This window comes from Methylocystis sp. (assembly GCF_021731785.1).
Lineage (GTDB): Bacteria > Pseudomonadota > Alphaproteobacteria > Rhizobiales > Beijerinckiaceae > Methylocystis.
Genome location: NZ_JAKFWS010000083.1, coordinates 45826 through 65272 on the forward strand (window position 1 = coordinate 45826; position 19447 = coordinate 65272).

Below are 19447 nucleotides of genomic sequence, written 5' to 3' on the forward strand. Positions count from 1 at the left end.
CCGTCGCCGTCCCTATCCTTCCGGCAAAGGCCGGACAACAATGGGAGAGGCAAATGCCAGTTAACGTTCATGACGGCGAAGTCGGCAAAATCCTGATCTATCTGGTTGGGCTCACGGCTTTTGTCGTCGTCGGCCTGACCTGGGCGCCGCACTGGATTTCGCCCGACACCGCAAACTTCACCGGAGACACCGGCAGCACGGCGCGCATGATCCAATGACGCGGCGACGCTCCGGAAGAGCCCGCCCCTTCCGGAGCGTCGCGGTCAAGCTCCATCGCCCAGTTGCAAAGCAAATTCGTTTCCGGCATAACGGCGCCGCGACGGTTCTTCGACACGCTTTGCCGGCGCAACGGATGCGGGTGTAGCTCAGGGGTAGAGCACAACCTTGCCAAGGTTGGGGTCGAGGGTTCGAATCCCTTCGCCCGCTCCAAAAATCAGCAAAAAAATCAAAGAATTAAAGCTCGCCCTTAGGGGCGTTTTCTTTTTGGTGCGCAGCGGGGAAGCATGGGGGAAGCAAACGCGCCCTGCTCTACCGCCGCCCTACACACGAAAAAGCCCGGCCATTTCTGACCGGGCTGCTAAGTGAGGGCGGCGTCGACCCATAGGGCCGACGGCCTGCGGCTCAATTAGGCGTCCATGCCCCGAATACAAGCCGATCGCTCATGAAAAATCCCGGTCGTCGCCGGCCCTAATCCGCAATTTTCAAGTTGTCTGCTGACGATTTGCCGCTGCGCCGATCGACGACGATTTCGTAATTTAGCTTCTGACCTTCATTGAGGGCATGCATCCCTGCGCGCTCGACTGCGCTGATATGAACGAATACGTCCGGTTCGCCTGATTCCGGCTGAATAAAGCCGAAGCCTTTTTGGGCGTTAAACCACTTCACGGTTCCGGTTGGCATGACATGTCCTTTCAAGAACAAGCTATCGGGTCCCCGCGGGTTTGCGAGAGCGCGAAAATCGAAGTTCTGGATAGGAAGTCAGATGCCGACGCGGCCAAATTCGCGAAAGCAAGATCGTTCGGCCGAATTTCGATAGAGTCCATATAGCGCCAAACCTGGGTGAAGCCAAAAGCGTCGCAACTTGAGAAGCGAGAGGCCGTCTGGACGAATTGCCGGGCAACATCTGTGACTGTTGCTTGAGACTGTCGGGCATCAAGAGAAGCAAAAACGCCAACATCCGCGGTCGGGGCCGCGCCCAGCCTATCTCTTCCTCAGCCGCACGCCCGGCCCGCCGCCGTTCTCTTCGATGAACTCGACACCGGCCGCTTCGAGCGCCGATCGGATGGCGGCTATCGTCCGTGCTTGAGCGGCAAGCGGTCCAGGCTTCGTTTCGAGTCGCTGGATTGATGGGAGTGAAACCGTAGACGCCTCGGCCAATTCCCGTTGTTCCCAGCGCAGCAGCGCCCGCGCCGCTCTTACCTGTTCGCTCGTCATCATTAATGGTTCACCAATTGTTTAATAGCTCAGACATTGACAACAGACTGACCATCATTTAATTGGTGAACTATCCCAAGCCGCTCGCGAGAGCAACGCCGAAACCACCCGTTTCGGCGAACGCCCTCGGCTTATCCAAAGGAGGAAGATTGCATGAAAACCCAAACCACCCGCCGCGCCGTGATGGCCGGCCTCGCCGCTGCGCCCGTCGCCGGGCTTCCCGCCATTGCTGGCGCCGCGCCTATTTCAGAAGCGCTCGCAGGGGCAATCGAGCGCCACAAGGCGGCCCATCTTGCTTACAGGTCGAAACCGTCGCCCGACTACAAGACGGTCGATGCGCTCTACTTCGCATTGGTGGCGGCTTGGGATGAACTGTCGCTGGCGCCTTGCGCATCCGACGCCGAGCTGCTTGTGAAGCTGAAATATCTCTTCCGGTTCGAGTGTGACTTTCTCGGCTGTCGGCCGGAACTGAGCGACGAATTCGGGAATGTCCTGCGCGCGCTGGACCTGCATCTGAACGGGGCGGAGTCGCTGTCATGAGCACAGCCAATGACAACGCCGCCGCCCCTCTCTTCATCGAACTGCGCCCCGGCATGCGCAAGGCGCTCGCCGACGCCGTGGATGCATTCTTGAACCTGTTGGACCAGATCGACGCCGACGCCGATCTTGAGGACGCCGACGCGCCGGAAGACGACGCGCCCTGCGAAGATGTGGGCGACGACGAGCCGAGTCTGGGAGCGCCCGGAGCATCCAGCTTTCCCCCTCAAACGCTATGGGCGCTCGGCGCCGCCGACGACGACCGGGAAGTAGAGGACGAACACGACGAACCAGCGGCGACGACGAGCCGGCGCTCGGCGCGACGATGGCCGTCAATCAGCAGCACGCCTGGCGGGCGAATGCGGACGCCTGGGGCTCATGTGACGAAGCTGAGCCTTCGCTCGGCTGGACAGGCCACGGCCACGGCCATCCCGAGATGGCGCTGCGCGGCTACGACAACGATCGCGAGCACGATGACGAGCGCGAGGAAGATCACGACTTCGAGGAGGATTACGGCCGATGACCGACGCGACCAACGGTAAAATTCTGGAGGAGAACCTCAGAGAGGCGGAGTATCTTTCGCGCGCGCTGTGGATGCTGATGGTTGGACTGACTGGAAACTACCCGCATCAGGTCGGAGAAAGAGATCTATCGGCGATTTACCAGCTTGCGGAAGAAGTCCGAGAGCGAACCGAAGCAGCGAACCATCAATGGCATGAGGAGGAGTAGCAGTCATGACTGACCTCTCCCAGGCCACCATTCCGCAATTGTGGATCCGCATACAGCGCATTCGCTTGGCACGATGGGCCATGCGTGCTTGCCGGGCCTTCGCCGACCTTGCCGAATGGCTCATGCCCGAGGATTTGCGCACGCGGCTCTGAGCCCTACATCTTGCCAAGCGCCGGCTTCGATCTCCTCTTTGCCGGCGCAGAGACGCCCCGACCGTGGATGTAACGGCGGGGCGTTTTGCGTTGCGAATCAGCCACTATGCCGGCCCCCACGTCGAGGCGGTGACGATGACAAACGGTGCTGAAATAGCGTTAGCCGAGCATTCCGAAAATTCAATCACAGTGGAAATAGAGCGTCCAATTGAGCCACAAATCGGTATTCCGTTCGTTGCGCTACGCGAGGGGCAATGCAAATTCCCACTGGGACACAATAATGATCCGCCGACGCGGTTTTACGGCGACTCCACGCCGATCGGCTCTCCCTATTGCTTCGCACATAGACAGCTCGCTTATCGGCCAGTCCCGCGCCGATAAGTCTAGCGCGGCTGGTTCGCGCTTGCTCCCGACGCGCCGCGCGCCTTCGGATCAGCCTGTCGCCCGCCAATAGGCGACGATCCTTTCTACCGCAAAACTCCAGCCCGGCAGGCGACGACCGGGCTATTTCATGCGCCGCAAGCGCACAGCGGCAAAATTTGCTCAGCCCTGAACCTTGATCAACAATTTATCGGCCCAGTGTCTAAGAGCGCGGTCCCGTGGGCGCGACGGCTGTGCGCTCCAAAGGGAAAGCGTGCGCCTTCAGGCGTCGCGGAGCGTGGTCTTGCTCGGTCCTCGCTTGCCGAAGGCGTAAGCATACCAACTCGCGCCCAAAGCTATCACGACGAGGGTGGCGACGGCGATGGCAGTCCAAGCGCGTTGAAACTCCTCGCCGACCGAGAAGACGAAACGAGCGTTGTATTCCTTGCGGCCGTCCTCGCTCCGCGCCCGCACCAAAGCGACATAGTCTCCTTTTTCCCTAAAGTCATGTTCGAGCTGGATAACTCCAGTCTGGAAGCGCGCTGGCGGAAGATAGGCCTCGGCTAGCGCAGCGCTTTCCTGCTCCGTCGAATCCATCTCCTTAACGATGCGCATCTCCACCATCATGTCCCTCAATTCGTCCTGCATGGTGTCGACGACGATGATCGTCGGACCCGTTTCGGGAACGTCCTCGCAGAACTGGCTTCTCGACTTTGTCGGCTGATAGAAGCTGAAGGTTATGACGTTCGGGCCCATCTGGGCCGTGCATTGCTGAACTTTCTGGATAGCCTTGGCGGAATCCCTGCGCACTGCCTGCGCGTCCGCGCGCCCGATCAAGCCGATCGCCGCGACGAAAATGAATAGGAGTCTCATCATGAGCATGTCTCCGCACGCGTGCAGCACATTGGCGAATTCGCCACTCCCGACCTTGAGCAGATCGTGCCGCCGTGGGGGCAGGAACGGATGATACGCGCCAAAAAAAGACCGCGACCGTGAAGCCGGCAAGGGACTTACAGGAGCTGCTCTGCTGCACGCCGAGCGACGCCGGTCAGTTAGTCCTGAAGCGAGCCGAGGCAAGCGTGGCAGGCGAAGCGTCGCAAGGACGCCTATGAGGCGCTGCACCCGGAGACGAAGCACGGCAATCCCTCCGTAAGTCGCCAAGTTGGCGACACACGGGAGCGGAGTGAGACCGACCGCTTCACCGCCGACACTGCCGCAAAGACCGGACAGTCAGAGCGGGCCGCATTGCGCGTCGGTGCGCTTGGCGCTGCCCGCGACTCGGCGAGCGTGTGCCTGCTGTGAATAAAACTGATTTGCGAAGCGCAGGAAGCGCCGCCTTTTTTCGTTGTCAGCAAAAACGAAGTCGACACGTTCGGTCGAGGTCAAATAAAGCCGAACCATGCGATTATCGATTGCATCGATCCGAGAGAGGCTCCTTCCCGGGATTTTTCTGCGCCACAGAACGGGAAAACCGACATGCGGAAAGATGCGACGTGGGATGGAAAAACCATTTTCGTCGGCCCACAGCCCCAACGCTTCCGCCAGAAAGCCTTGCAGTACCAAGAGAGCCATGAGCCCGAGCGACAGGCGCATTTCCGGCGCCAGATTGAATTCTTCACAATTAGTTTTGTCGCAATAAATTAAGCCCAGAACAAAGGCTGCGCCGAACACGAACCACGAGACGCAACTTCTCCAAGACCGAATGACCATCGCAGCTCCCCCAAGCTGTAGCTGAACTTATTCCAATGAACCTAAAATTGCCTTAAGTTTGAGCATCTGGCAACAGCCTGTGGCAGTAACTTTGTATAATCATGTGATTTTTTGGATGGCTTCACGGCCGCCATGGAGGCCGCTGGCGTCGAGTTCACGAATGGCGACGAGCCGGGCGGTGAAGTTGAAAAAAGGCCCGCGGCTGTGAGCCGCGGGCGAGGTCGCTGACAAGTGCCGCTCTATGTGAGGCGACGCCGGTCAACTAGGGCTGGAGCGCGCCAAGGCAAGCGTGACGGCGCGCGGCTCGCCAATTGGCGAAGCGAATAGACGCCTGGGCGGCTCGCCAATAGGACGCGCCGAGCGTTCGCTGATGTGGTGGATTGGAGATTGGTGGGCGTTCGGGGAGACGAAATACGGCGCGCGAAAATCTATCGTCGATGCTGATGATTGGACTGGCCCGGCATTCCAAACATGCCGCAATGCAGCAAGCGTTTGCCGTAGTTTTGAAACGTCCCGCCGGCGGGACGCTCTCTCATTTAGTCATCATGCTGAGGTTGCTAAGCGCTCCCCACCTGTGCCGCCTCGACTTCGGCGATGCGCTTTTCGAGCCTCTGCGCCAGCGCGTCGGCGACTGCGTTGAGGTCCTTGCCGGCAAATTCCTCTTCGCCTGAAAGCCCGTCGATCAGTTCTTGACGAAACCATGCAACAGCCGCGGCGAGCAACGCCGTCGTATCGATCACGCGCCGAATTGACGCTTCGACGCCATCGAGGCCGAGCAAATCGGCGACGGGATCACTTTCCGCCATGTCAACGCCTATTGTTCCGGTCGGCGAGGATCGATGGAAGGTCGCGATTATTGGCCGCGAGGCGCTTCTCGATATGCAGCATAATCTGACCGTCGCTCATGACGCGCGGCGTCACTTCAACGGGAGCATTGTTGTGGATCGTGATGCGCGGCGCGCCGCCGCCGCTCATCGCCACCGGAATTGAGCGGCCATCGGGAAGCGGGACGAAAGCTTCCGGAGTGCGCCCTTCGCCGAACATGGCGAGCTGTGGCGAGTCCGCGATACCGCCTCCGGCATAGCGGCGCAGAGGCAACGGGCCTGCGCTCGTCATGATCCCGCCATCGGCGAAGTGGAACGGCTTCCCGGAAAAAAGCGCTCCGCCGCTGAAATAGCCCGCGCCTTTAGACGCGCCTCCGAAGAAGCCACCGAGCGCGCTGGCGCCGCCCGTAATGAGACCGCCAAGCAAGCCGCTCGTCCCGCCCTTGCCAGTTGAGCCGAACAGCGCATCGGTCAGGCTGCGCGACGCGATATCGATGGTTTTGCTCTTAATCTGATCGAGGACCGATGCGAAGGCATGTCCCGCAGTCTCGCCCCGGCGCAGATCATTGGCAAACGACGAAAATGCGCTCCGCGCCACATCGCTGGTTTCTTTTAGACGCTCGGCGATACTGTCGATCTGCGTCAACTCGTCGTCACCGGGCTTTTTTTTCGCCGCGCGTGAAACCCGGCGCCGGGACGCGGCTTTGGCCGCCTCGGCGCGCTGTTCGAAACGCGCCCTCGATGCGCCAGCCGCTTCCGGCTGGGCGATCCCCGACTCGCTTAACGGAATGAGCCGGCCCTTGAAGGGCGTCTCGCCGGTCACAAGCTCGCGCACCGTATCGAACGGATGCAGAAAGCCGCGCATGACGGCTTGCAGATTTTGCGACTCGGACACCGCCTGCGCAATCGAGCCGACGATTTCATACCAGCCGAGCTTTAGCGACGCGACCGGGTCGCCCAAATCCTGAAACGCCTTCAAGAGCTTGTCGCTGGCGATCTGCGCCGCCATGTCGATTTGCAATTGCGTTTCATGCGCGGCGCGTGCCGCCTGGTCGAGATGGTCGCCAGTGCGGCCAGTCGCCTCCGCGAGCCCGCGCATGGACGCCGCGCCGCTTTCGATGGCGTCGAACAGCCGCCGGCCGGCGTCTTCGCCAAACAACGATTGCGCCAGATTAATCCCCTCGGCGCGCGGCAAATCCTGAATCTTGCGCTCAACGATATCGATGAATTCGCCGGCGGTCCTGGCCCGGTCGGCGACCTTGAGGAAGCCAGCGTCGATCTTCTCCAACGCGCTTTTGACCGCACCTTCATTGCGCGCGAACTGCTCGAATTGCTGCGAGGCGTTGGCGAAGGCGCCGACCGCGCTCTTTTCGTCGAGGCCAGCGCCTGCGCCGACTATCTTCGCGCCCTGAATTTGCTCGGCGGACAGACCGGATAATTTTGCCGTTTCGCCGATCTTGGCGAGAGCGCTTTCCGCTTTCAGCGCAGCGACTTCGATACCCGCGACGGCGGCCGTGAGTTGGACGGCAATTCCGATCGGCGAAGTGAGAGCGCGCACCGCGCCAGCACCGAATGAGCGCAGCGCGCCGGCTGCGCCGGCCCCGCTTGACCCAAAAATATCGGCGATTTGGCTGCCTTGCTGGAATAGGACCGTCAACGGCGACTGGCCGCCGGCGAGCGATACGCCAACGTCCTGAAATTGGCGGGAGAGATTGATCCATTCGTGCCGCGCCAAGCCCGCCGCCCGAGCGTTGTCATTGACCGCGCCGGTTAGGCGCCGGTGGCGGTCGGTCGCAAGATCAAGCACCCGCTGCGCGTCCTGTTGGGTGCGCACGCCAGTTGCGACAGCGGCGTTGGCCTTGACATAGGTCGACGCCACTTGCGCTGCAGAACGCGCCTGGCCGTCGAGGCTCTTTTCCAGCCGATCGAAGTCGCGCGCGGCGTTCTTGGCCTCGCGGGAGAGGCCCTGCATCGCAGCGTCGCCAGTCTCGCCGATCTTTTTCAGCGCGGCGATGATCTTGTCGTCGCCTTCCGCGCCGAGGCGCAGTGTGACGCTAGCTTTCGCGGCCATTGGTCAGTCCTTCCCGTTCAATACGGTGATGCAAACGACAAATTGTCGTTTGCAGACAGTCGGCGATGCGCCCACGTCGCTGGCGAACGGCAGCGCGAAGCCGCCGCCCGCCTTGTCGTAGGAGACGCGTCAACGGTAATCACGCGGCCGACGAAGCATCCGGTCGACGCAGGATGCGCAGCGTGCCGGAAGCCTCGAACCTCTTGAATGCGAGATACGTTTCCTTTGAGCGAAACTCAGAACGTATCGCCGCAGAGCGATCATACTCAGCCGCCCAATCATCTTCCGTAGACGCGGCTCGCTCAGACACAACTGGCGGCGCCACGCGTTCCTTGCCCTCGGCGACGCGCCTGCAATGGCGAGCGCGCTCATAACTTTCGCTGAACGCCCACTGTGCTTCAGACGGCCAGCGGTCGAAGCCTTGCGGATGGCCCTCGCCGAGCAGTCCGGCGCGCGCGCCGGCTCTCTTTGCTTGCTCTTCAGAGCCGGCAAGCCGCTCGGCGGCGGTGATTGCGTTTTCATCGATCGTCATTTCGATTGCCTCCAGTGTTGGAAATAGGCGCGCGACCCGCTCGCCAAAGTAGGTCGCGCGCCGTCCCTCGGCGGCAAGGTTAACACCGCCGACGGAATCGTCATTCCGCCGCCTGCAACAGTTCGGCGTCTCCTGTGCGCAGCGCCGCCGCTTTCTCGCGAAGCGGTCCGACGATGAGCAGATCGGCGGCGATTGGCGCAGTAAAAACTTTTGGTTCGCCTTGCCCGCCGAAGGGCGCGAGTCGTCCACCGTCCCAGCTGTAAAGGCTCATGGCCTTCTCAAAATGGGTGTGCTGCTGCTGGAGCGTGTTCGCACGAACTGCTCTAAGCAGTTCGAACAATCGCGGCTCGTTGTTGTAAATGCCGCTCGCCACGATGGCGCGCGCCACGTCTTCCGGCCTCGCCGGCTGCGGCATAAGGTGACCGTCGGAATATTTTTCTGTGAAGGTTTCCGCCGGGATCACTTTGACAAGCTCGTCGAAGGCCGCCGCGAGCGCGTTCATCGGCCCTTCCAACGCTTTCGCCTTTTCCTCAATCGCGGCGGCAGCGCGCTCATGTTCAGTGGCCAGGCGTTCGCGCTCTGATTTGTTGCGCGCGCGTTCAAGCCGGTCTTGCAGTTGAAGTTCGGCGATCTCGAGCCGCTCGAGGCGAATTTGAGCGAGGTTTGCGGCGGCGTCGAGTTGCGCAATTTCGGCGTCGCTCGCATCGGACAACAGCATCGCGGCGCGCTTCGGCGCATGCTCTTCGACGACCGCCTCAACGTCCTTGCGCTCGGCGCGCAGCTTCACCAAGGACGCCTGCATTTCCTCGATCTGGCTTGCCACCGTCTTCTTCGTGGTTTTCAGAAAATCAAGAACTGACATCAGCCCCTCGTTGCTCTGCGAATTGCTCATCGTGAGATTCGCATTGCGGCGTGTGCAATGTCATACGCTCGCGATTGCACACCGCTCCAATGTTGTGGATTTGTCTCCAGCCGAGCGGCTTGCCCTGGCGCGAGCGAAGAATGCGGTGCAATGCGCGACGTTGCGGCGCCTTGCTGTCGGGCAATTCGTCAAGGCAGCATTCGCGCAGCCAGCCATTTGCGGCATATGCCTGAAGGTGCGCTGCGAGCATTGTCGCGCGCGCACGATCAGAGCCGGAATAAAGGCCGAGCGCCTCGACAATCGCGTCCTCGCGCTCTTGCGCTTGGAGGCGGCGCGCCTCAGCCAATGCGGCTTCGTAACGCGCGCGAAACTCGGCGGCTTTTGCGAAAAGAGCGTCGGCGGTATCGGCCGGCGTCATTGCGGATTATTTCGAGATGCTGTTGGCTTTGCGGGCGCCGCCCTTCTTATCGCGCGCCGCCTCAGCCTCTTCGCTCCCTTCGATGCCTTCACATTCCCGAGCCAACGCCGACTTGCGCTTTTTCGCGTAGGCGTCCCATTTTTTTGGCTCATACCGCTCGCCAGCGTCTTCGGCCACGCGTTTCCAGTCGACGCGCATACCCTTCTCGCGCGGCCAAATGGGGGGATCGTCGTCGCCCTCAAACGGCCCGACGCCGTTCCGGCGCATGAGGTCGCCCGCAATTTCAACGAACATCGTGGGCATGATCTGTTCGACCGTCCTCGCCGCCTCGATGGTGGCCCCAGCGTCACGGGCAGCCATTGCGGCAATCGCGCCGATATCGCGAACAAAACTCAGGGTCGCGAAGAGCACGCCCCGGTCGAATGGATTCTCACAATCACGAGCCGGTCGCAGCCAGCCCGGGCACTCCGGCTGCGCCGTCTCGCCCTTGAGCAAGCGAGCCGCGCGCACGGTTCCCTTGTCGGTTTCACGGTCGGACGGAATGATAGCCCCAGAAATCCATTTGAGCGCTCGTTCGCGGTCAAGTTTTCCATCTGAACGCGTCGGCATGCCTTTGGTGCAGTATTGGTTGACCCTGACACGGGAAATTCCGAGTTCGCGCGCCAATTCAGCTTTCGAGATTGTCGCCATCTATTTCACACTCCTGTTAAGTGAATTTTGGGGTTTACACCTAGTTTTCCCCCGAGGCCCCGCTTTACCCGTATTAGTTGCATCGCCGGGAGGACCCGCGGGGTATGGCTCGCCCTCTCTGCTTCGATCGATGCAACGAGGCGGGCGACGCGCGCGCCGGGCCAAAGGGCGCTGCATAGGCGCGCCGTCTGCAGCTCGTCTTCGCAGAGATGGACAACGAGCGTCGGCTTTTGCCGGGACAACTCCGCGATGAAATCTCGTCGCAAGTCGTCGATTGGGTAGCCGGGGCCAGCGCGCCCCCAGGACGTGCGGCCGAACGCAAGAGCAATGCGACGTATGTCGTCTATGTATTCATATACGAAGGCCACCGCCTCATCGTGAGCGACGCCGTCGAGGACCGCCATCTCTCCGAGCAGGTGCTCACGAAAACCGTTGATATGTGACGCGCGTTCCGCCTCATCCATAACAGCGAACGAAAAGGCCACCGCAACTCGCGAGGGAGCAAACTCAATCATTCCTCTACCCCTGATGAAGCCGGACATGCGGGACATGCGGGACATTTCGGGACATTGTCCCGGCTTGTCCTGTCCCGCAAAATAGCTGCAAAGCGGGACGGGACGGGACACAACCCTTTAGGGGTGTCCCGGCGTGTCCCGTTTGCGGATGCGCCCGAATGATTTAGGGAACCCATAGAACACGCTCCCCATTTTTAGACGCGGCGAAGAGTCTCTTGGCGGCGAGAGCCGCTGCGATCGATCTGTTGAAGGATTTGCGCTGGCGCTCGGCAAGTTTTTCTTCGTCTTCGTCCGGCCCTGCCTGTTCAGCAATTCCGGCGTAGTAGCGCTCGCGGACAACGCCATCGGCGACGGCCTTGACGAACGGCCCGTCTGCGAAGGGACGGAACATCTCGCCGGCTTCGTCGATTGACGCCGCGATGGTGTCCATCAGGAGCCGCTGTGACGCCGGGACAGTCTTAATCTTGGTGACGCTCTCGGCCTTGGGCGCGTCGGTCCATGCGACGACGGCGGAGCGGACGGGCTGGCCTTCCGGGTCGTCGCCGATATAGACGTCCGTGAGCTTGAAGCCGTAGGTCTCGCCGCACTCCATATCGCGCTGCTTCGTTACCTTCAGCGCGCCGATTGTCACCTCGATTTCGGTATCTGTAGCGGCGCGTAACAACGAATGGCCGCGAGCCCCACGCGCCGCATCCTTGCCGGTGTGGTGGACATAGGTAAAATGGGTGCCGGTCTCAGCCCGGATACGATCAGCGGCGAGGACGATACGCCCCATGTCGACGGGCGAATTTTCATCGCCGCCAGCGAGAGCGCGCGAGAGCGTGTCGACAACAACCCAAACGCATTTCTCGCCGGTCTCGGCTTCTGCGTCGCGAACAAGCGCAAGCAACTCTTTCAGGTTCGCGTCATTGCTGCGCAGATCGATAGGAAACCGCACAAGCGCAAACAGCGGCGTCGGGGCGTCTTCCCCGTGCTCGGCCTCGTATCGCTTTTTCAATGCGGCGAGGCGGCGCATGATGCGCTTGCCGCCTTCGGCTGCGACATAGACGACTAGGCCGCGTTTTGTCGCCTTGCCATTCCAAGGCTCTCCGGTTGCGACGGCCATCGCCATATCGAGAGTAACGAATGTTTTGCCGCTGTTGCTCTCGCCGTAGATGACCGATAGCGCGCCTTCGTCGAGCGTGTCGGCGATAAGAGGATTGCTTGGCTCAGACAGCGCCACGGCGCATGCGTGGATAAACCATTCGAGACGCATCTTGCGAGACGGCCGCGCCGGTTCTTCGACATGAATGCGCTCGTCGTGCGTTGACTGTTCGCGCTCCGCGCCGTTGGCGGAGTCGCCAGGGGTGAAGCGGGCGACGATGCGCCCGCCCTTGTGTGGCTCTGGCGTCATTGTCGTTTGTCCCGCAATAAGTCGTTGGCGTCTTTGAAGCCGTCAGGCGGCGTCCAAATCGCGACGTCATGCCCCGCGGCAGCCCAGCGCGGCCCGGCGTCTCGCCAGGCGGATTGCGACGCGCCTGCGTCATTCTCGCCGCTTATGGTGATGTGCCCCCAATGGAAGGGCGGCTCGAAAGTTCGGAACCGGCCCGCGCCGGCAAGCGCGACGCAGCCCTGAAATCCAAGCTTGCGCATGGCGAGCGCCGTCTCGACGCCTTCCGCGATCGTCGCCGTCGCTGAGTAGAAACTTTCCCAAATGCTGCTAACAAAGACGACGCTGTTGGCCATCGGGCCGAGTGTTTTGCGCTCAACCTTCTTTCCGTCGGCCGTAAGTCGGATGCGCTGCACGGCCAGGACGTGATGCGGGTCTTGCAGGAAGCATTGCTCCAGCGCGCCCATATCGTCCAAGTGGCTGCAAATCTTCATTACGAGATGGGGATCGCGCAGCGCGCAAATCAGCGCTGGCGCTTTCTCACGCCCGAAATGGCAAGCATGATGAAAGCGAATTGTGAGCGCGAGCGTATCGTCTATGACACCAGGCAAACCGCGCTCTCTGGCGAGATATTGCTCGGCGAGCGTCCCACGCGGGTCGCGCGATTCAAAGAATAAGTCACGCGCTCGCCGGCTATTGTCTTTGCTGGGCGCTTCGCGGATTTCTCGTTTTACAGAAGGCGTAATGCGGCGACGTTCTCGCGTTATGCCGAGCCGCGCGCGCACATGCTCTTTACATTCTCGCCAGTCGTCTCCTGAGAAGGAGTGGACGACGAGCCCGTCATCAGATTGGCGCGAGAGCGAGACGGCGAGGCTTCGATCATTGCGGCTATGTCCCGGTCCCGGCGCGAGAACGCGCCCGCCCGACACTTCGCCCCCAAGGGCGTGCGCGATCTGGCGGAGGTTCACGGCGCGCCACCTTTCCACGTTTCCGCGCCGTAGCGCGCAAGTAAGGCAGCCTCCGCCCTACCGTGATCCTTCTTTCGTTCGAACAAATCGGAGCGGGCCGGCCATAGACGCAGCGCCAATGCGCGGCTCGTTTCTTTGTCTGAATTCAGCGCGAAATGTTTCTTCCACTTCGGCGGCGTGACGAGAATCGACGGAATGCTCAGCGCGCCGACAACGCCAAGCAGCGCGCCATATGCAGCGCCGAATTTGAACGTCGACGCGACGCCTTGCTTTGGCATTGCCGCAACGCGTTCAATAACCGCGAGGCCGGGTTGCATTTGCCTGATTCGAGAGGCGAGCGTTGCAACGTCGATCGCGCCGTCGACGGTCGGCATATCTTCCGCGGCGACAAGGTGAGGAGCGTCGACGAAATAAAAAGCGACCGCGCCGGAGAGGCCGGGATCAACGCCAAGAATGCACGAGGGAGTTGCTGTCATTATGCTCCCCTTCAGAACGGAATTTGGTCGTCGAGATCGGCGTCGACACGCGGACGGTCGTCGCGCATTCGATCGGGCGCGGCCCAGCTTTCGCGGGGCTTCTCGGCCTTTGGCTTGCGCTCGCGCGGCGCCGGTTTCAGCGGAAGAACGCTTTCCGCGAACAGCGTGAAGCCGACGCGCGTTTCGCCATCCTTGTCGTATGGCTCCGCCTTGAAGACGCCCTGCGCCGACACGGCGTCGCCGTCGCCAAGACGCATCAGCTCCGCGCCGGTGCTCTCGCTGAATATGAGCAGCTTCCACCATTGCGTGACGTCGCCGTCCTTCACGCGAATGGTCGCGCTCCAAAACGGTTTGCCAGCCTTCGAGATCCGCTGCTCGGGCGCGCGAAAGAGTGTTCCGGTAATGAGGGCGTGCACGGTCACGGCTGCGCCTCCTCGAATGCGATGGCGGCGAGCACAGCGCCCAAAATCCCGGCGGGACGGCCCGCGCCGTCTCGCGTCAGTGAGGCGATGGTTTTGCCCGTGCGGCGGTTGGGGAGCGTCTCGCGTTTCATCGCGCTGGCCTCCGCTCGAAGGCCAGATCGGCGAGAACGCGCGCCATTGCTGGCGGGAGCCGGAAGCGTCGCGCGATCCAAGCGGCGCGCAACTGTTGAAATTCGATGGGCTGTGGGATAATCTCGAAACTGTCGACGCCCGCCAGGCTATGACAATTCCGAGTCCCGCCGATTCCCGTCGGCGGGCTCTCTCGTTTTGAGGCCATGGCGCGTCACGCTGCCCGCACGTCGGAAGTGGACTTCTGCGGCTCGCCGATCTTGCTCAGCGCCCACTCGTCAAGTTTGGCGGGCTCATAAAGCGCCGCGCCGAATCCCTTCCGGAACTCAGGGCCTCCACCTACGGAGGCCATCTTGGCGAGAGTCTTCTCGCTGCCGAAGCCGTATTTGTTCTTGAGATATTCGCCGGCGGCCTTGCGGCGAAGAAACGGCGCGGTGAGCATGTGCTATTCCCGATCAACCGGCCCCGTCAGGCGGGGAATAGCCATGCAAGTTACTCATATTTTCGCGCTTGTGACGTGGTGCACAGATCGAATTTTAATCGCGCTCTCGCGCACCACGTCGCCGAGATGATGCGCGCTTTCGCGGTTGCAAAGGATTTCCCTTAATCGAGATGGTGCCCGTGGCCACGTCGAAACTGTAATGTTTCTTAGCGGCGTTCCAGGCAGATTTTACAGCTTCGGCCGTAATCTTCGGTCGTGGACTCTCTGGATCGTATTCGTTCAGGACATAAAGCGCGAAGCGAACAAAAGGCCCATCCGACTCCTCGGTCTTGGGATTGGTGGACACCGCAGGCTTTCGTTTGAAATGCCTTTCGTAAATAGGCGCGAGCGAGAAGCCGATTTTGGAATGTGTCGCCTCCAGGTATTGCGCCAGCTTGTGCGCACTGCCCTTGACTGAAGACGCTTCATTTCTTGCCCAGTGAGCGAGCAAGCGCAATTGAGTTAAGAGCTTGTCCCTATCAACGATGCAGAAATCGTCAGGAAATTTCTATAGCGCAGCGACTCCGTTTCAAACGAAGCGAGTATTCCCTCCGCATGACGCGCCAGCGCATCGAATTCCCTTTTCGTGTTTTTTTCCTGCGTCGGATAATCGCGCGCCGTAACATCGTTGCTTCGCAAGCCCTCAGCAAATCGGTCTAAATCGCGCCTCAAGTCATGCAATTTCAGGCAGTCTGGAGCGTTCCTGTGACCGACAGCCTCGACGAGTTTTCGGACTCTTTCCAGATCGTCCTCTTGCTGCGTCATCTGCCCCGCCGCTCCCTGTTTGCGCTGGGCAACTCGACGACGTCGCCATCACTGCCCGTCATCGCTACCGAAATTCTGGCCGCGACTTTGTCCGCGGCTTCGACGAGCGCGCTATCCGGTCTGCGGATGTAATGACGCGCGGTCACGCCGCGGCGGGCATGCCCCAGCATTTCGCCGATTGTCGCGTCGCCATAGCCTTCGTCCGCAGCCACGCTGGCGAACGTCCGGCGCAGCACTTGCGCCCGCGCATCATGCAGCCCGGCTGCGTCGAAAAGGTCCGCAAGCGCCGATTTAAGATCGGCGTGGCCGGTCCCGTCGCGATTCGGAAAAACGAAGTCGCCATGCAGGCGCGGCAGCGCTCCCAAGAGCCCGATCGCTGCCTTGCCGATCGGGCGCATAGATTTTCCGGTCTTCGTCGACTCCAGCCGCACGCATTGCGTTGCGACGTCTATTTCCCGCCAGCGCAAACCGCAGGCCTCATTGGCGCGCAGCCCCGTCAGTGCAATGAGCCGCAGAGCGGCGACTGGCATAGGGTTGTTGGTTTCATGCTCGCGCAGCGCGGCGCCGAGCTTGGCAAGCTCAGGAGCCGATAAGACGCGCTCGCTCGTTTGATCGGCGATCATCTCGACGCCGCGGGCCGGATTGGCTCCCTTCACAAGCCCGCGCTTGGCCGCCCATGTCCAGATGCCGCCGAATAGACCGACAGCGCGCTTCGCCGCCGGTGCGCCGCCGGTGACGCGCGCAACTCCCCGAGCCTTTGTCTTGATCGTCGTCGAGGTTTTTCCAGCGGCCACGTCGTCATAGAACCGCTGCAAGATATCCGTGCGGCCGGCCAATTCGTTCGCGACGCGCTTGCCGAGCAACGGGACGATATGGCGCGCGATGCGTCCTTCGTCGACGGCGAGCGTCGAATCGGCTTTGACACGCTTCTTATTGGTGACGACGAGCCCTGCCCTCGCCGCCTCAAGATAAAGGTCGCACACTTCAGCGATGGTCAGCGCCTCGCGCGCGACTTGGCGCGCAGACGAAGGGTCGCCGCCGTCCGCCACTTCGCCCAATAGGCGGCGCGCCTTGGTCCGCGCTTCGTCAGGCGTGAGCGTGCCGAGCTTCGCGAAGGCGTGACGCCTAGTCTGGCCCTGCGCAGTTCTGTATTGGATGATAAAGGACGCCGAGCCCGACGACTTCATGCGCAGGCCAAAGCCCTTCAGGGCGCCGTCCCAAATGAAAAGGTCGCGACCATCAGGGGATGGTTTAAGAGCGTCGATCAGGCGCTTTGTGATATTCGCCACGGCGGGAATACCAGGGTTGCGGTCGCGCCGGGGAAGCATGGGGGAAGCAGCCGGCGGAAAGTGTGAGAAACAGAGCGTGAACGCTGGTAAAAGAGAAAAACATCAAAGTCAAGGACTTGGTAATTTCGGGGAAGCCCGGGGAAGTGGGTGGAAAGTGCGCCAAAAAACCTTGCCAAGGTTGGGGTCGAGGGTTCGAATCCCTTCGCCCGCTCCAGTTCAAAGGGCTCCGCGAATTCGATCCCCACGTGCGGAGACCGGGGTGAGATGCTAACGACGCGCGCCCCGGCGAAAATCAATCTCACGCTTCATGTGCGCGGCCGCCGGCAGGACGGCTATCACGACCTCGAAAGCCTTGTCGCTTTTTCCGGCGCCGGCGACAGCTTGTCGCTCACCCCGGGCGAGGCGCTGTCGCTCGACATTTCGGGCCCGACGTCCTCGGACGCCGGCGATGGCGACGACAATCTCGTGCTGCGCGCCGCGCGCCGGTTCGCCGAAGCGATCAAGGGCGGGCGGCTTGGACGGTTTCGACTTGAGAAGAGGCTGCCCGTGGCGGCCGGCGTCGGCGGCGGCTCTTCGGACGCGGCCGCGGCGCTGCGCCTTTTGGCCAAAGCGAATGATCTTGCGCTCGACGACCCGCGCATTCGCGAGGTCGCACGCTCTGTCGGGTCGGACGTGCCGGTCTGCCTTGAAGCGCGGGCGCGCATGATGCGCGGCGCCGGCGAAAGTCTCGGCGCGCCGATTCATCTGCCGCCGCTGCCGGCGGCGCTGATCAATCCCGGCGTTCCCGTCGCGACGGCGCCGGTCTTCGCCGCGCTCGGACTGCAACCGGGCGCTTCACGTGGCGGCGCCGCACATGTGGAGATCAGCGCAGAGCCGAGCGCGGGCGAACTCCTCGCCGCGCTTGCAAAGTGCCGCAACGATCTCGAAGACGCCGCCTGCCTGCAAGCGCCGGCGATCGTCGACGCGCTCGCCATTTTGCGGGCGGCGCGCGGCTGCAGGCTCGCGCGCATGTCGGGCTCCGGCGCAACATGTTTCGCGCTGTTTGCGACGCGGCGCGACGCCGTCCGCGCCGCCCGAGTCATTCGCGCCCAGCATCCCGGATGGTGGGTCAAGACAGCCGTGCTGAGATGACCCGCCGGCCGCCGCCGAAAGATCGCAGCGCCCATGAAAGGGGCCGCCGCGCCCCGATCCCGCCATCGGAGGCGCGCGGTACGTTCCGCCCCGCCTCGCCCGACCTCGTCGCGCTTTACGGCGCGCATCCGGTGCGCGCCGCGCTGACCGCGCGCAAGCGCAAGCTGCTGACGCTTTACGCGACCGAGACGGCCCTGCCGCGCATCAAGGATCTCGCCGCCGCGGCGGGACTCGAGCCGCGCCTCGTCGACGCGCGCGATCTCGACCGCCGCCTCGGCGCCGAGGCGGTGCATCAAGGCTTGCTGCTCGAAGCGCGCCCGCTGCCTGAAGCCGATATTTCGGACATCGTCAGCGTCAGCGGAATCGTGCTGGCGCTCGATCAGATCACCGACCCGCACAACGTCGGCGCTATTCTGCGCACGGCCTGCGCCTTCAACGTCGACGCGGTGATCGTCACCGAGCGTCACAGCCCCGAATTTTCCGGCGCGCTCGCCAAGGCAGCGTCGGGCGCGCTGGAATTGGTGACGATCATTTCCGTGGTCAATCTCGCGCGCGCGCTCGACGACCTCGCCGAGCGCGGCTACGCCCGCATCGGCCTCGATTCGGAAGGGGCCGAATCGCTGTCGACGGTCGCGCTGTCGAAGCCGCTGGCATTGGCGCTCGGCGCCGAGGGCAAGGGATTGCGGCGTCTGACGCGCGAGCGCTGCGACGCCGTCGCCCGGCTCGATCTTCCGGGGCCGATCAAGAGCCTCAATGTGTCGAACGCCTGCGCCGCCGCTTTGAGCGTCGTCACGATGCGGGTGGGATAGGAGCGCCAGGCGCGGGATTGACCTCTCCGCTGGCTTCGACGCATAGAGAAGTTGCGCAACGCGCCTGAAACAACGCCACTAGCCGGTTTAGCTCAGCTGGTAGAGCAACTGATTTGTAATCAGTAGGTCGCGGGTTCGAATCCTGCAACCGGCACCAACCAAACCCCACAAAAACCAGCCGCTATCCCCTGCAAACGCTGCCGTTCTGCGAGAACGTGTCTCGCGCCAGCTTGCATTCATCCGTCCGCGACAATACGTATTGGTTCGCTGAGACACACCGCGGTTCACGGTATTTGTGTCTCCCAGAGTGTCGCCTGGACGAATGAACGATGGCGCGGAAGACGACAGAGAAGCTCCCGACAACCGACCAAGGCTGGCAGGCTCGGTTGCAGAATCAAAAGCCGCCCGAAGCGCGGGAATGGCTCCCGATGGGACATGGGCTTGTCGTCTGTCTCGCCCCGAGCGGCGATAAGACCTTCCAAGCCCGGCTCCGGCGCATCGGCGATCAGCACGCCCGTCGCATCACCCTCGGCCATTTTCCCGAATGCAGCGTCGGCGAAGCGCGCCAGCGTTTGCTGGCGGCGCGCGCCGCGGCCAAGGAAGGCCGCGACCCCGGACTTGATCGGCGGCGGGCGCGGGAGGGAATCACCACAGTCGGAACGTTCGGCGCGCTTGCTGATCTCTATCTCGCCGAGCGCGCCGAGCGCGGCAAGCTTCGGCCAAAAACCATCGAAATGGAGACTCGCGCCGTCGCAACGTTGAAGCGGGCGCTCG

At 62.1% G+C, this 19447-nt stretch carries 29 protein-coding genes and 2 tRNA genes; 11 read left to right on the top strand and 20 right to left on the bottom strand.

What is annotated here, in order from left to right; translation table 11 throughout:
- The first annotated feature begins 53 nt into the window (after window positions 1-53).
- Window positions 54-218 (top strand): hypothetical protein, encoded by a 165-nt coding sequence (locus tag QZ964_RS14045; RefSeq protein WP_292532272.1) that lies wholly within the window; start codon window positions 54-56, stop codon window positions 216-218.
- A 136-nt stretch (window positions 219-354) separates the two neighbouring features.
- Window positions 355-429 (top strand) — tRNA-Gly (locus QZ964_RS14050).
- Window positions 430-687: 258 nt separating this feature from the next.
- Here the strand turns inward: QZ964_RS14050 and QZ964_RS14055 are convergent.
- Together QZ964_RS14055 and QZ964_RS14060 are read right to left on the bottom strand one after the other, a co-directional pair.
- Window positions 688-900, bottom strand: coding sequence for a cold-shock protein (locus QZ964_RS14055; RefSeq protein ID WP_292532273.1), 213 nt, complete (start codon window positions 898-900; stop codon window positions 688-690).
- Window positions 901-1200: 300 nt separating this feature from the next.
- On the bottom strand, window positions 1201-1437 hold the full coding sequence (locus QZ964_RS14060; protein WP_292532274.1) for a transcriptional regulator: 237 nt from the start codon (window positions 1435-1437) through the stop codon (window positions 1201-1203).
- 150 nt (window positions 1438-1587) lie between these two features.
- Between QZ964_RS14060 and QZ964_RS14065 the strand changes: the two genes are divergently transcribed.
- The 5 genes from QZ964_RS14065 (at window position 1588) to QZ964_RS21550 (ending at window position 3233) form a co-directional block, all read left to right on the top strand.
- Window positions 1588-1974, top strand: a complete 387-nt coding sequence (locus QZ964_RS14065) for a hypothetical protein (protein ID WP_292532275.1) — start codon at window positions 1588-1590, stop codon at window positions 1972-1974.
- A 322-nt stretch (window positions 1975-2296) separates the two neighbouring features.
- Entirely contained in the window at window positions 2297-2494 is a 198-nt protein-coding gene (locus QZ964_RS14070) for a hypothetical protein (protein WP_292532276.1), read from the top strand.
- The gene (locus QZ964_RS14075; protein WP_292532277.1) at window positions 2491-2700 is read left to right on the top strand and encodes a hypothetical protein; all 210 of its coding nucleotides are present in this window, start codon (window positions 2491-2493) and stop codon (window positions 2698-2700) included. Before QZ964_RS14070 ends, QZ964_RS14075 begins: the two co-directional genes overlap by 4 nt.
- A 5-nt stretch (window positions 2701-2705) precedes the next feature.
- Window positions 2706-2852, top strand: a complete 147-nt coding sequence (locus QZ964_RS14080) for a hypothetical protein (RefSeq protein ID WP_292532278.1) — start codon at window positions 2706-2708, stop codon at window positions 2850-2852.
- 135 nt (window positions 2853-2987) lie between these two features.
- On the top strand, window positions 2988-3233 hold the full coding sequence (locus tag QZ964_RS21550) for a GcrA family cell cycle regulator (protein WP_367119276.1): 246 nt from the start codon (window positions 2988-2990) through the stop codon (window positions 3231-3233).
- Window positions 3234-3494: 261 nt separating this feature from the next.
- Here QZ964_RS21550 and QZ964_RS14085 read toward each other — a convergent pair whose 3' ends face one another.
- From QZ964_RS14085 to QZ964_RS14170, 18 genes are all read right to left on the bottom strand, one after another.
- Window positions 3495-4088 carry a hypothetical protein gene (locus QZ964_RS14085; protein ID WP_292532279.1) on the bottom strand — a complete coding sequence of 198 codons (594 nt, stop codon included), beginning with the start codon at window positions 4086-4088 and terminating at the stop codon, window positions 3495-3497.
- A gap of 354 nt (window positions 4089-4442) precedes the next feature.
- A complete protein-coding gene (locus tag QZ964_RS14090) occupies window positions 4443-4922 on the bottom strand; it encodes a hypothetical protein (RefSeq protein ID WP_292532280.1) in 480 nt (159 codons plus the stop codon).
- Window positions 4923-5479: 557 nt separating this feature from the next.
- Window positions 5480-5728, bottom strand: coding sequence for a hypothetical protein (locus QZ964_RS14095; RefSeq protein ID WP_292532281.1), 249 nt, complete (start codon window positions 5726-5728; stop codon window positions 5480-5482).
- A gap of 1 nt (window position 5729) precedes the next feature.
- Window positions 5730-7817, bottom strand: a complete 2088-nt coding sequence (locus QZ964_RS14100) for a phage tail length tape measure family protein (RefSeq protein WP_292532282.1) — start codon at window positions 7815-7817, stop codon at window positions 5730-5732.
- Window positions 7818-7956: 139 nt separating this feature from the next.
- Window positions 7957-8349, bottom strand: a complete 393-nt coding sequence (locus QZ964_RS14105; protein ID WP_292532283.1) for a hypothetical protein — start codon at window positions 8347-8349, stop codon at window positions 7957-7959.
- 100 nt (window positions 8350-8449) lie between these two features.
- The gene (locus tag QZ964_RS14110; protein WP_292532284.1) at window positions 8450-9211 is read right to left on the bottom strand and encodes a hypothetical protein; all 762 of its coding nucleotides are present in this window, start codon (window positions 9209-9211) and stop codon (window positions 8450-8452) included.
- Window positions 9198-9629, bottom strand: coding sequence for a hypothetical protein (locus QZ964_RS14115; protein WP_292532285.1), 432 nt, complete (start codon window positions 9627-9629; stop codon window positions 9198-9200). The genes QZ964_RS14110 and QZ964_RS14115 overlap by 14 nt, the downstream gene beginning before the upstream one ends.
- 6 nt (window positions 9630-9635) lie before the next feature.
- On the bottom strand, window positions 9636-10319 hold the full coding sequence (locus tag QZ964_RS14120) for a hypothetical protein (RefSeq protein ID WP_292532286.1): 684 nt from the start codon (window positions 10317-10319) through the stop codon (window positions 9636-9638).
- 5 nt (window positions 10320-10324) lie between these two features.
- Window positions 10325-10834 (bottom strand): hypothetical protein, encoded by a 510-nt coding sequence (locus QZ964_RS14125; protein ID WP_292532287.1) that lies wholly within the window; start codon window positions 10832-10834, stop codon window positions 10325-10327.
- Between the two features lie 163 nt (window positions 10835-10997).
- Window positions 10998-12227 carry a helicase RepA family protein gene (locus tag QZ964_RS14130; protein WP_292532288.1) on the bottom strand — a complete coding sequence of 410 codons (1230 nt, stop codon included), beginning with the start codon at window positions 12225-12227 and terminating at the stop codon, window positions 10998-11000.
- Complete coding sequence (locus QZ964_RS14135) at window positions 12224-12697, bottom strand: toprim domain-containing protein (protein WP_292532289.1); 474 nt, start codon at window positions 12695-12697, stop codon at window positions 12224-12226. The genes QZ964_RS14130 and QZ964_RS14135 overlap by 4 nt, the downstream gene beginning before the upstream one ends.
- Before the next feature lie 470 nt (window positions 12698-13167).
- Window positions 13168-13647 carry a hypothetical protein gene (locus tag QZ964_RS14140; RefSeq protein WP_292532290.1) on the bottom strand — a complete coding sequence of 160 codons (480 nt, stop codon included), beginning with the start codon at window positions 13645-13647 and terminating at the stop codon, window positions 13168-13170.
- 11 nt (window positions 13648-13658) lie between these two features.
- Complete coding sequence (locus QZ964_RS14145) at window positions 13659-14069, bottom strand: single-stranded DNA-binding protein (RefSeq protein ID WP_292532291.1); 411 nt, start codon at window positions 14067-14069, stop codon at window positions 13659-13661.
- Window positions 14066-14200 carry a hypothetical protein gene (locus QZ964_RS14150; RefSeq protein ID WP_292532292.1) on the bottom strand — a complete coding sequence of 45 codons (135 nt, stop codon included), beginning with the start codon at window positions 14198-14200 and terminating at the stop codon, window positions 14066-14068. The genes QZ964_RS14145 and QZ964_RS14150 overlap by 4 nt, the downstream gene beginning before the upstream one ends.
- Window positions 14201-14412: 212 nt before the next feature.
- The gene (locus tag QZ964_RS14155) at window positions 14413-14640 is read right to left on the bottom strand and encodes a hypothetical protein (RefSeq protein ID WP_292532293.1); all 228 of its coding nucleotides are present in this window, start codon (window positions 14638-14640) and stop codon (window positions 14413-14415) included.
- A 94-nt stretch (window positions 14641-14734) separates the two neighbouring features.
- Window positions 14735-15136 (bottom strand): hypothetical protein, encoded by a 402-nt coding sequence (locus tag QZ964_RS14160; protein WP_292532294.1) that lies wholly within the window; start codon window positions 15134-15136, stop codon window positions 14735-14737.
- A gap of 5 nt (window positions 15137-15141) precedes the next feature.
- On the bottom strand, window positions 15142-15444 hold the full coding sequence (locus QZ964_RS14165) for a hypothetical protein (RefSeq protein ID WP_292532295.1): 303 nt from the start codon (window positions 15442-15444) through the stop codon (window positions 15142-15144).
- Entirely contained in the window at window positions 15441-16733 is a 1293-nt protein-coding gene (locus QZ964_RS14170; protein WP_292532296.1) for an integrase family protein, read from the bottom strand. Before QZ964_RS14170 ends, QZ964_RS14165 begins: the two co-directional genes overlap by 4 nt.
- Before the next feature lie 264 nt (window positions 16734-16997).
- Here QZ964_RS14170 and QZ964_RS14175 point away from each other — a divergent pair, with 264 nt between their 5' ends.
- The 4 genes from QZ964_RS14175 to QZ964_RS14190 form a co-directional block, all read left to right on the top strand.
- Window positions 16998-17864, top strand: coding sequence for a 4-(cytidine 5'-diphospho)-2-C-methyl-D-erythritol kinase (locus QZ964_RS14175; RefSeq protein WP_292532297.1), 867 nt, complete (start codon window positions 16998-17000; stop codon window positions 17862-17864).
- Complete coding sequence (locus QZ964_RS14180) at window positions 17861-18673, top strand: RNA methyltransferase (protein WP_292532298.1); 813 nt, start codon at window positions 17861-17863, stop codon at window positions 18671-18673. The genes QZ964_RS14175 and QZ964_RS14180 overlap by 4 nt, the downstream gene beginning before the upstream one ends.
- Window positions 18674-18754: 81 nt before the next feature.
- Window positions 18755-18830, top strand: a tRNA-Thr gene (locus tag QZ964_RS14185).
- 172 nt (window positions 18831-19002) lie between these two features.
- Window positions 19003-19447, top strand: a 445-nt coding sequence (locus QZ964_RS14190) for an integrase arm-type DNA-binding domain-containing protein (protein WP_292532299.1), incomplete at its 3' end; no start/stop codon positions are given.

What these genes read in the sequence shown, in the direction of transcription:
- QZ964_RS14080 (WP_292532278.1), top strand. Translation starts at nt 2,706, where the DNA reads ATGACTGACCTCTCCCAGGCCACCATTCCGCAATTGTGGATCCGCATA.
- QZ964_RS14075 (WP_292532277.1), top strand. Translation starts at nt 2,491, where the DNA reads ATGACCGACGCGACCAACGGTAAAATTCTGGAGGAGAACCTCAGAGAG.
- QZ964_RS14060 (WP_292532274.1), bottom strand. Translation starts at nt 1,437, where the DNA reads ATGATGACGAGCGAACAGGTAAGAGCGGCGCGGGCGCTGCTGCGCTGG.
- QZ964_RS14120 (WP_292532286.1), bottom strand. Translation starts at nt 10,319, where the DNA reads ATGGCGACAATCTCGAAAGCTGAATTGGCGCGCGAACTCGGAATTTCC.
- QZ964_RS14095 (WP_292532281.1), bottom strand. Translation starts at nt 5,728, where the DNA reads ATGGCGGAAAGTGATCCCGTCGCCGATTTGCTCGGCCTCGATGGCGTC.
- QZ964_RS14150 (WP_292532292.1), bottom strand. Translation starts at nt 14,200, where the DNA reads ATGAAACGCGAGACGCTCCCCAACCGCCGCACGGGCAAAACCATCGCC.
- QZ964_RS14175 (WP_292532297.1), top strand. Translation starts at nt 16,998, where the DNA reads ATGCTAACGACGCGCGCCCCGGCGAAAATCAATCTCACGCTTCATGTG.
- QZ964_RS14065 (WP_292532275.1), top strand. Translation starts at nt 1,588, where the DNA reads ATGAAAACCCAAACCACCCGCCGCGCCGTGATGGCCGGCCTCGCCGCT.
- QZ964_RS14110 (WP_292532284.1), bottom strand. Translation starts at nt 9,211, where the DNA reads ATGTCAGTTCTTGATTTTCTGAAAACCACGAAGAAGACGGTGGCAAGC.
- QZ964_RS14055 (WP_292532273.1), bottom strand. Translation starts at nt 900, where the DNA reads ATGCCAACCGGAACCGTGAAGTGGTTTAACGCCCAAAAAGGCTTCGGC.
- QZ964_RS14070 (WP_292532276.1), top strand. Translation starts at nt 2,297, where the DNA reads ATGGCCGTCAATCAGCAGCACGCCTGGCGGGCGAATGCGGACGCCTGG.
- QZ964_RS14100 (WP_292532282.1), bottom strand. Translation starts at nt 7,817, where the DNA reads ATGGCCGCGAAAGCTAGCGTCACACTGCGCCTCGGCGCGGAAGGCGAC.
- QZ964_RS21550 (WP_367119276.1), top strand. Translation starts at nt 2,988, where the DNA reads ATGACAAACGGTGCTGAAATAGCGTTAGCCGAGCATTCCGAAAATTCA.
- QZ964_RS14090 (WP_292532280.1), bottom strand. Translation starts at nt 4,922, where the DNA reads ATGGTCATTCGGTCTTGGAGAAGTTGCGTCTCGTGGTTCGTGTTCGGC.
- QZ964_RS14180 (WP_292532298.1), top strand. Translation starts at nt 17,861, where the DNA reads ATGACCCGCCGGCCGCCGCCGAAAGATCGCAGCGCCCATGAAAGGGGC.
- QZ964_RS14135 (WP_292532289.1), bottom strand. Translation starts at nt 12,697, where the DNA reads ATGAAGATTTGCAGCCACTTGGACGATATGGGCGCGCTGGAGCAATGC.
- QZ964_RS14115 (WP_292532285.1), bottom strand. Translation starts at nt 9,629, where the DNA reads ATGACGCCGGCCGATACCGCCGACGCTCTTTTCGCAAAAGCCGCCGAG.
- QZ964_RS14045 (WP_292532272.1), top strand. Translation starts at nt 54, where the DNA reads ATGCCAGTTAACGTTCATGACGGCGAAGTCGGCAAAATCCTGATCTAT.
- QZ964_RS14085 (WP_292532279.1), bottom strand. Translation starts at nt 4,088, where the DNA reads ATGATGAGACTCCTATTCATTTTCGTCGCGGCGATCGGCTTGATCGGG.
- QZ964_RS14105 (WP_292532283.1), bottom strand. Translation starts at nt 8,349, where the DNA reads ATGACGATCGATGAAAACGCAATCACCGCCGCCGAGCGGCTTGCCGGC.
- QZ964_RS14125 (WP_292532287.1), bottom strand. Translation starts at nt 10,834, where the DNA reads ATGATTGAGTTTGCTCCCTCGCGAGTTGCGGTGGCCTTTTCGTTCGCT.
- QZ964_RS14130 (WP_292532288.1), bottom strand. Translation starts at nt 12,227, where the DNA reads ATGACGCCAGAGCCACACAAGGGCGGGCGCATCGTCGCCCGCTTCACC.
- QZ964_RS14140 (WP_292532290.1), bottom strand. Translation starts at nt 13,647, where the DNA reads ATGACAGCAACTCCCTCGTGCATTCTTGGCGTTGATCCCGGCCTCTCC.
- QZ964_RS14155 (WP_292532293.1), bottom strand. Translation starts at nt 14,640, where the DNA reads ATGCTCACCGCGCCGTTTCTTCGCCGCAAGGCCGCCGGCGAATATCTC.
- QZ964_RS14165 (WP_292532295.1), bottom strand. Translation starts at nt 15,444, where the DNA reads ATGACGCAGCAAGAGGACGATCTGGAAAGAGTCCGAAAACTCGTCGAG.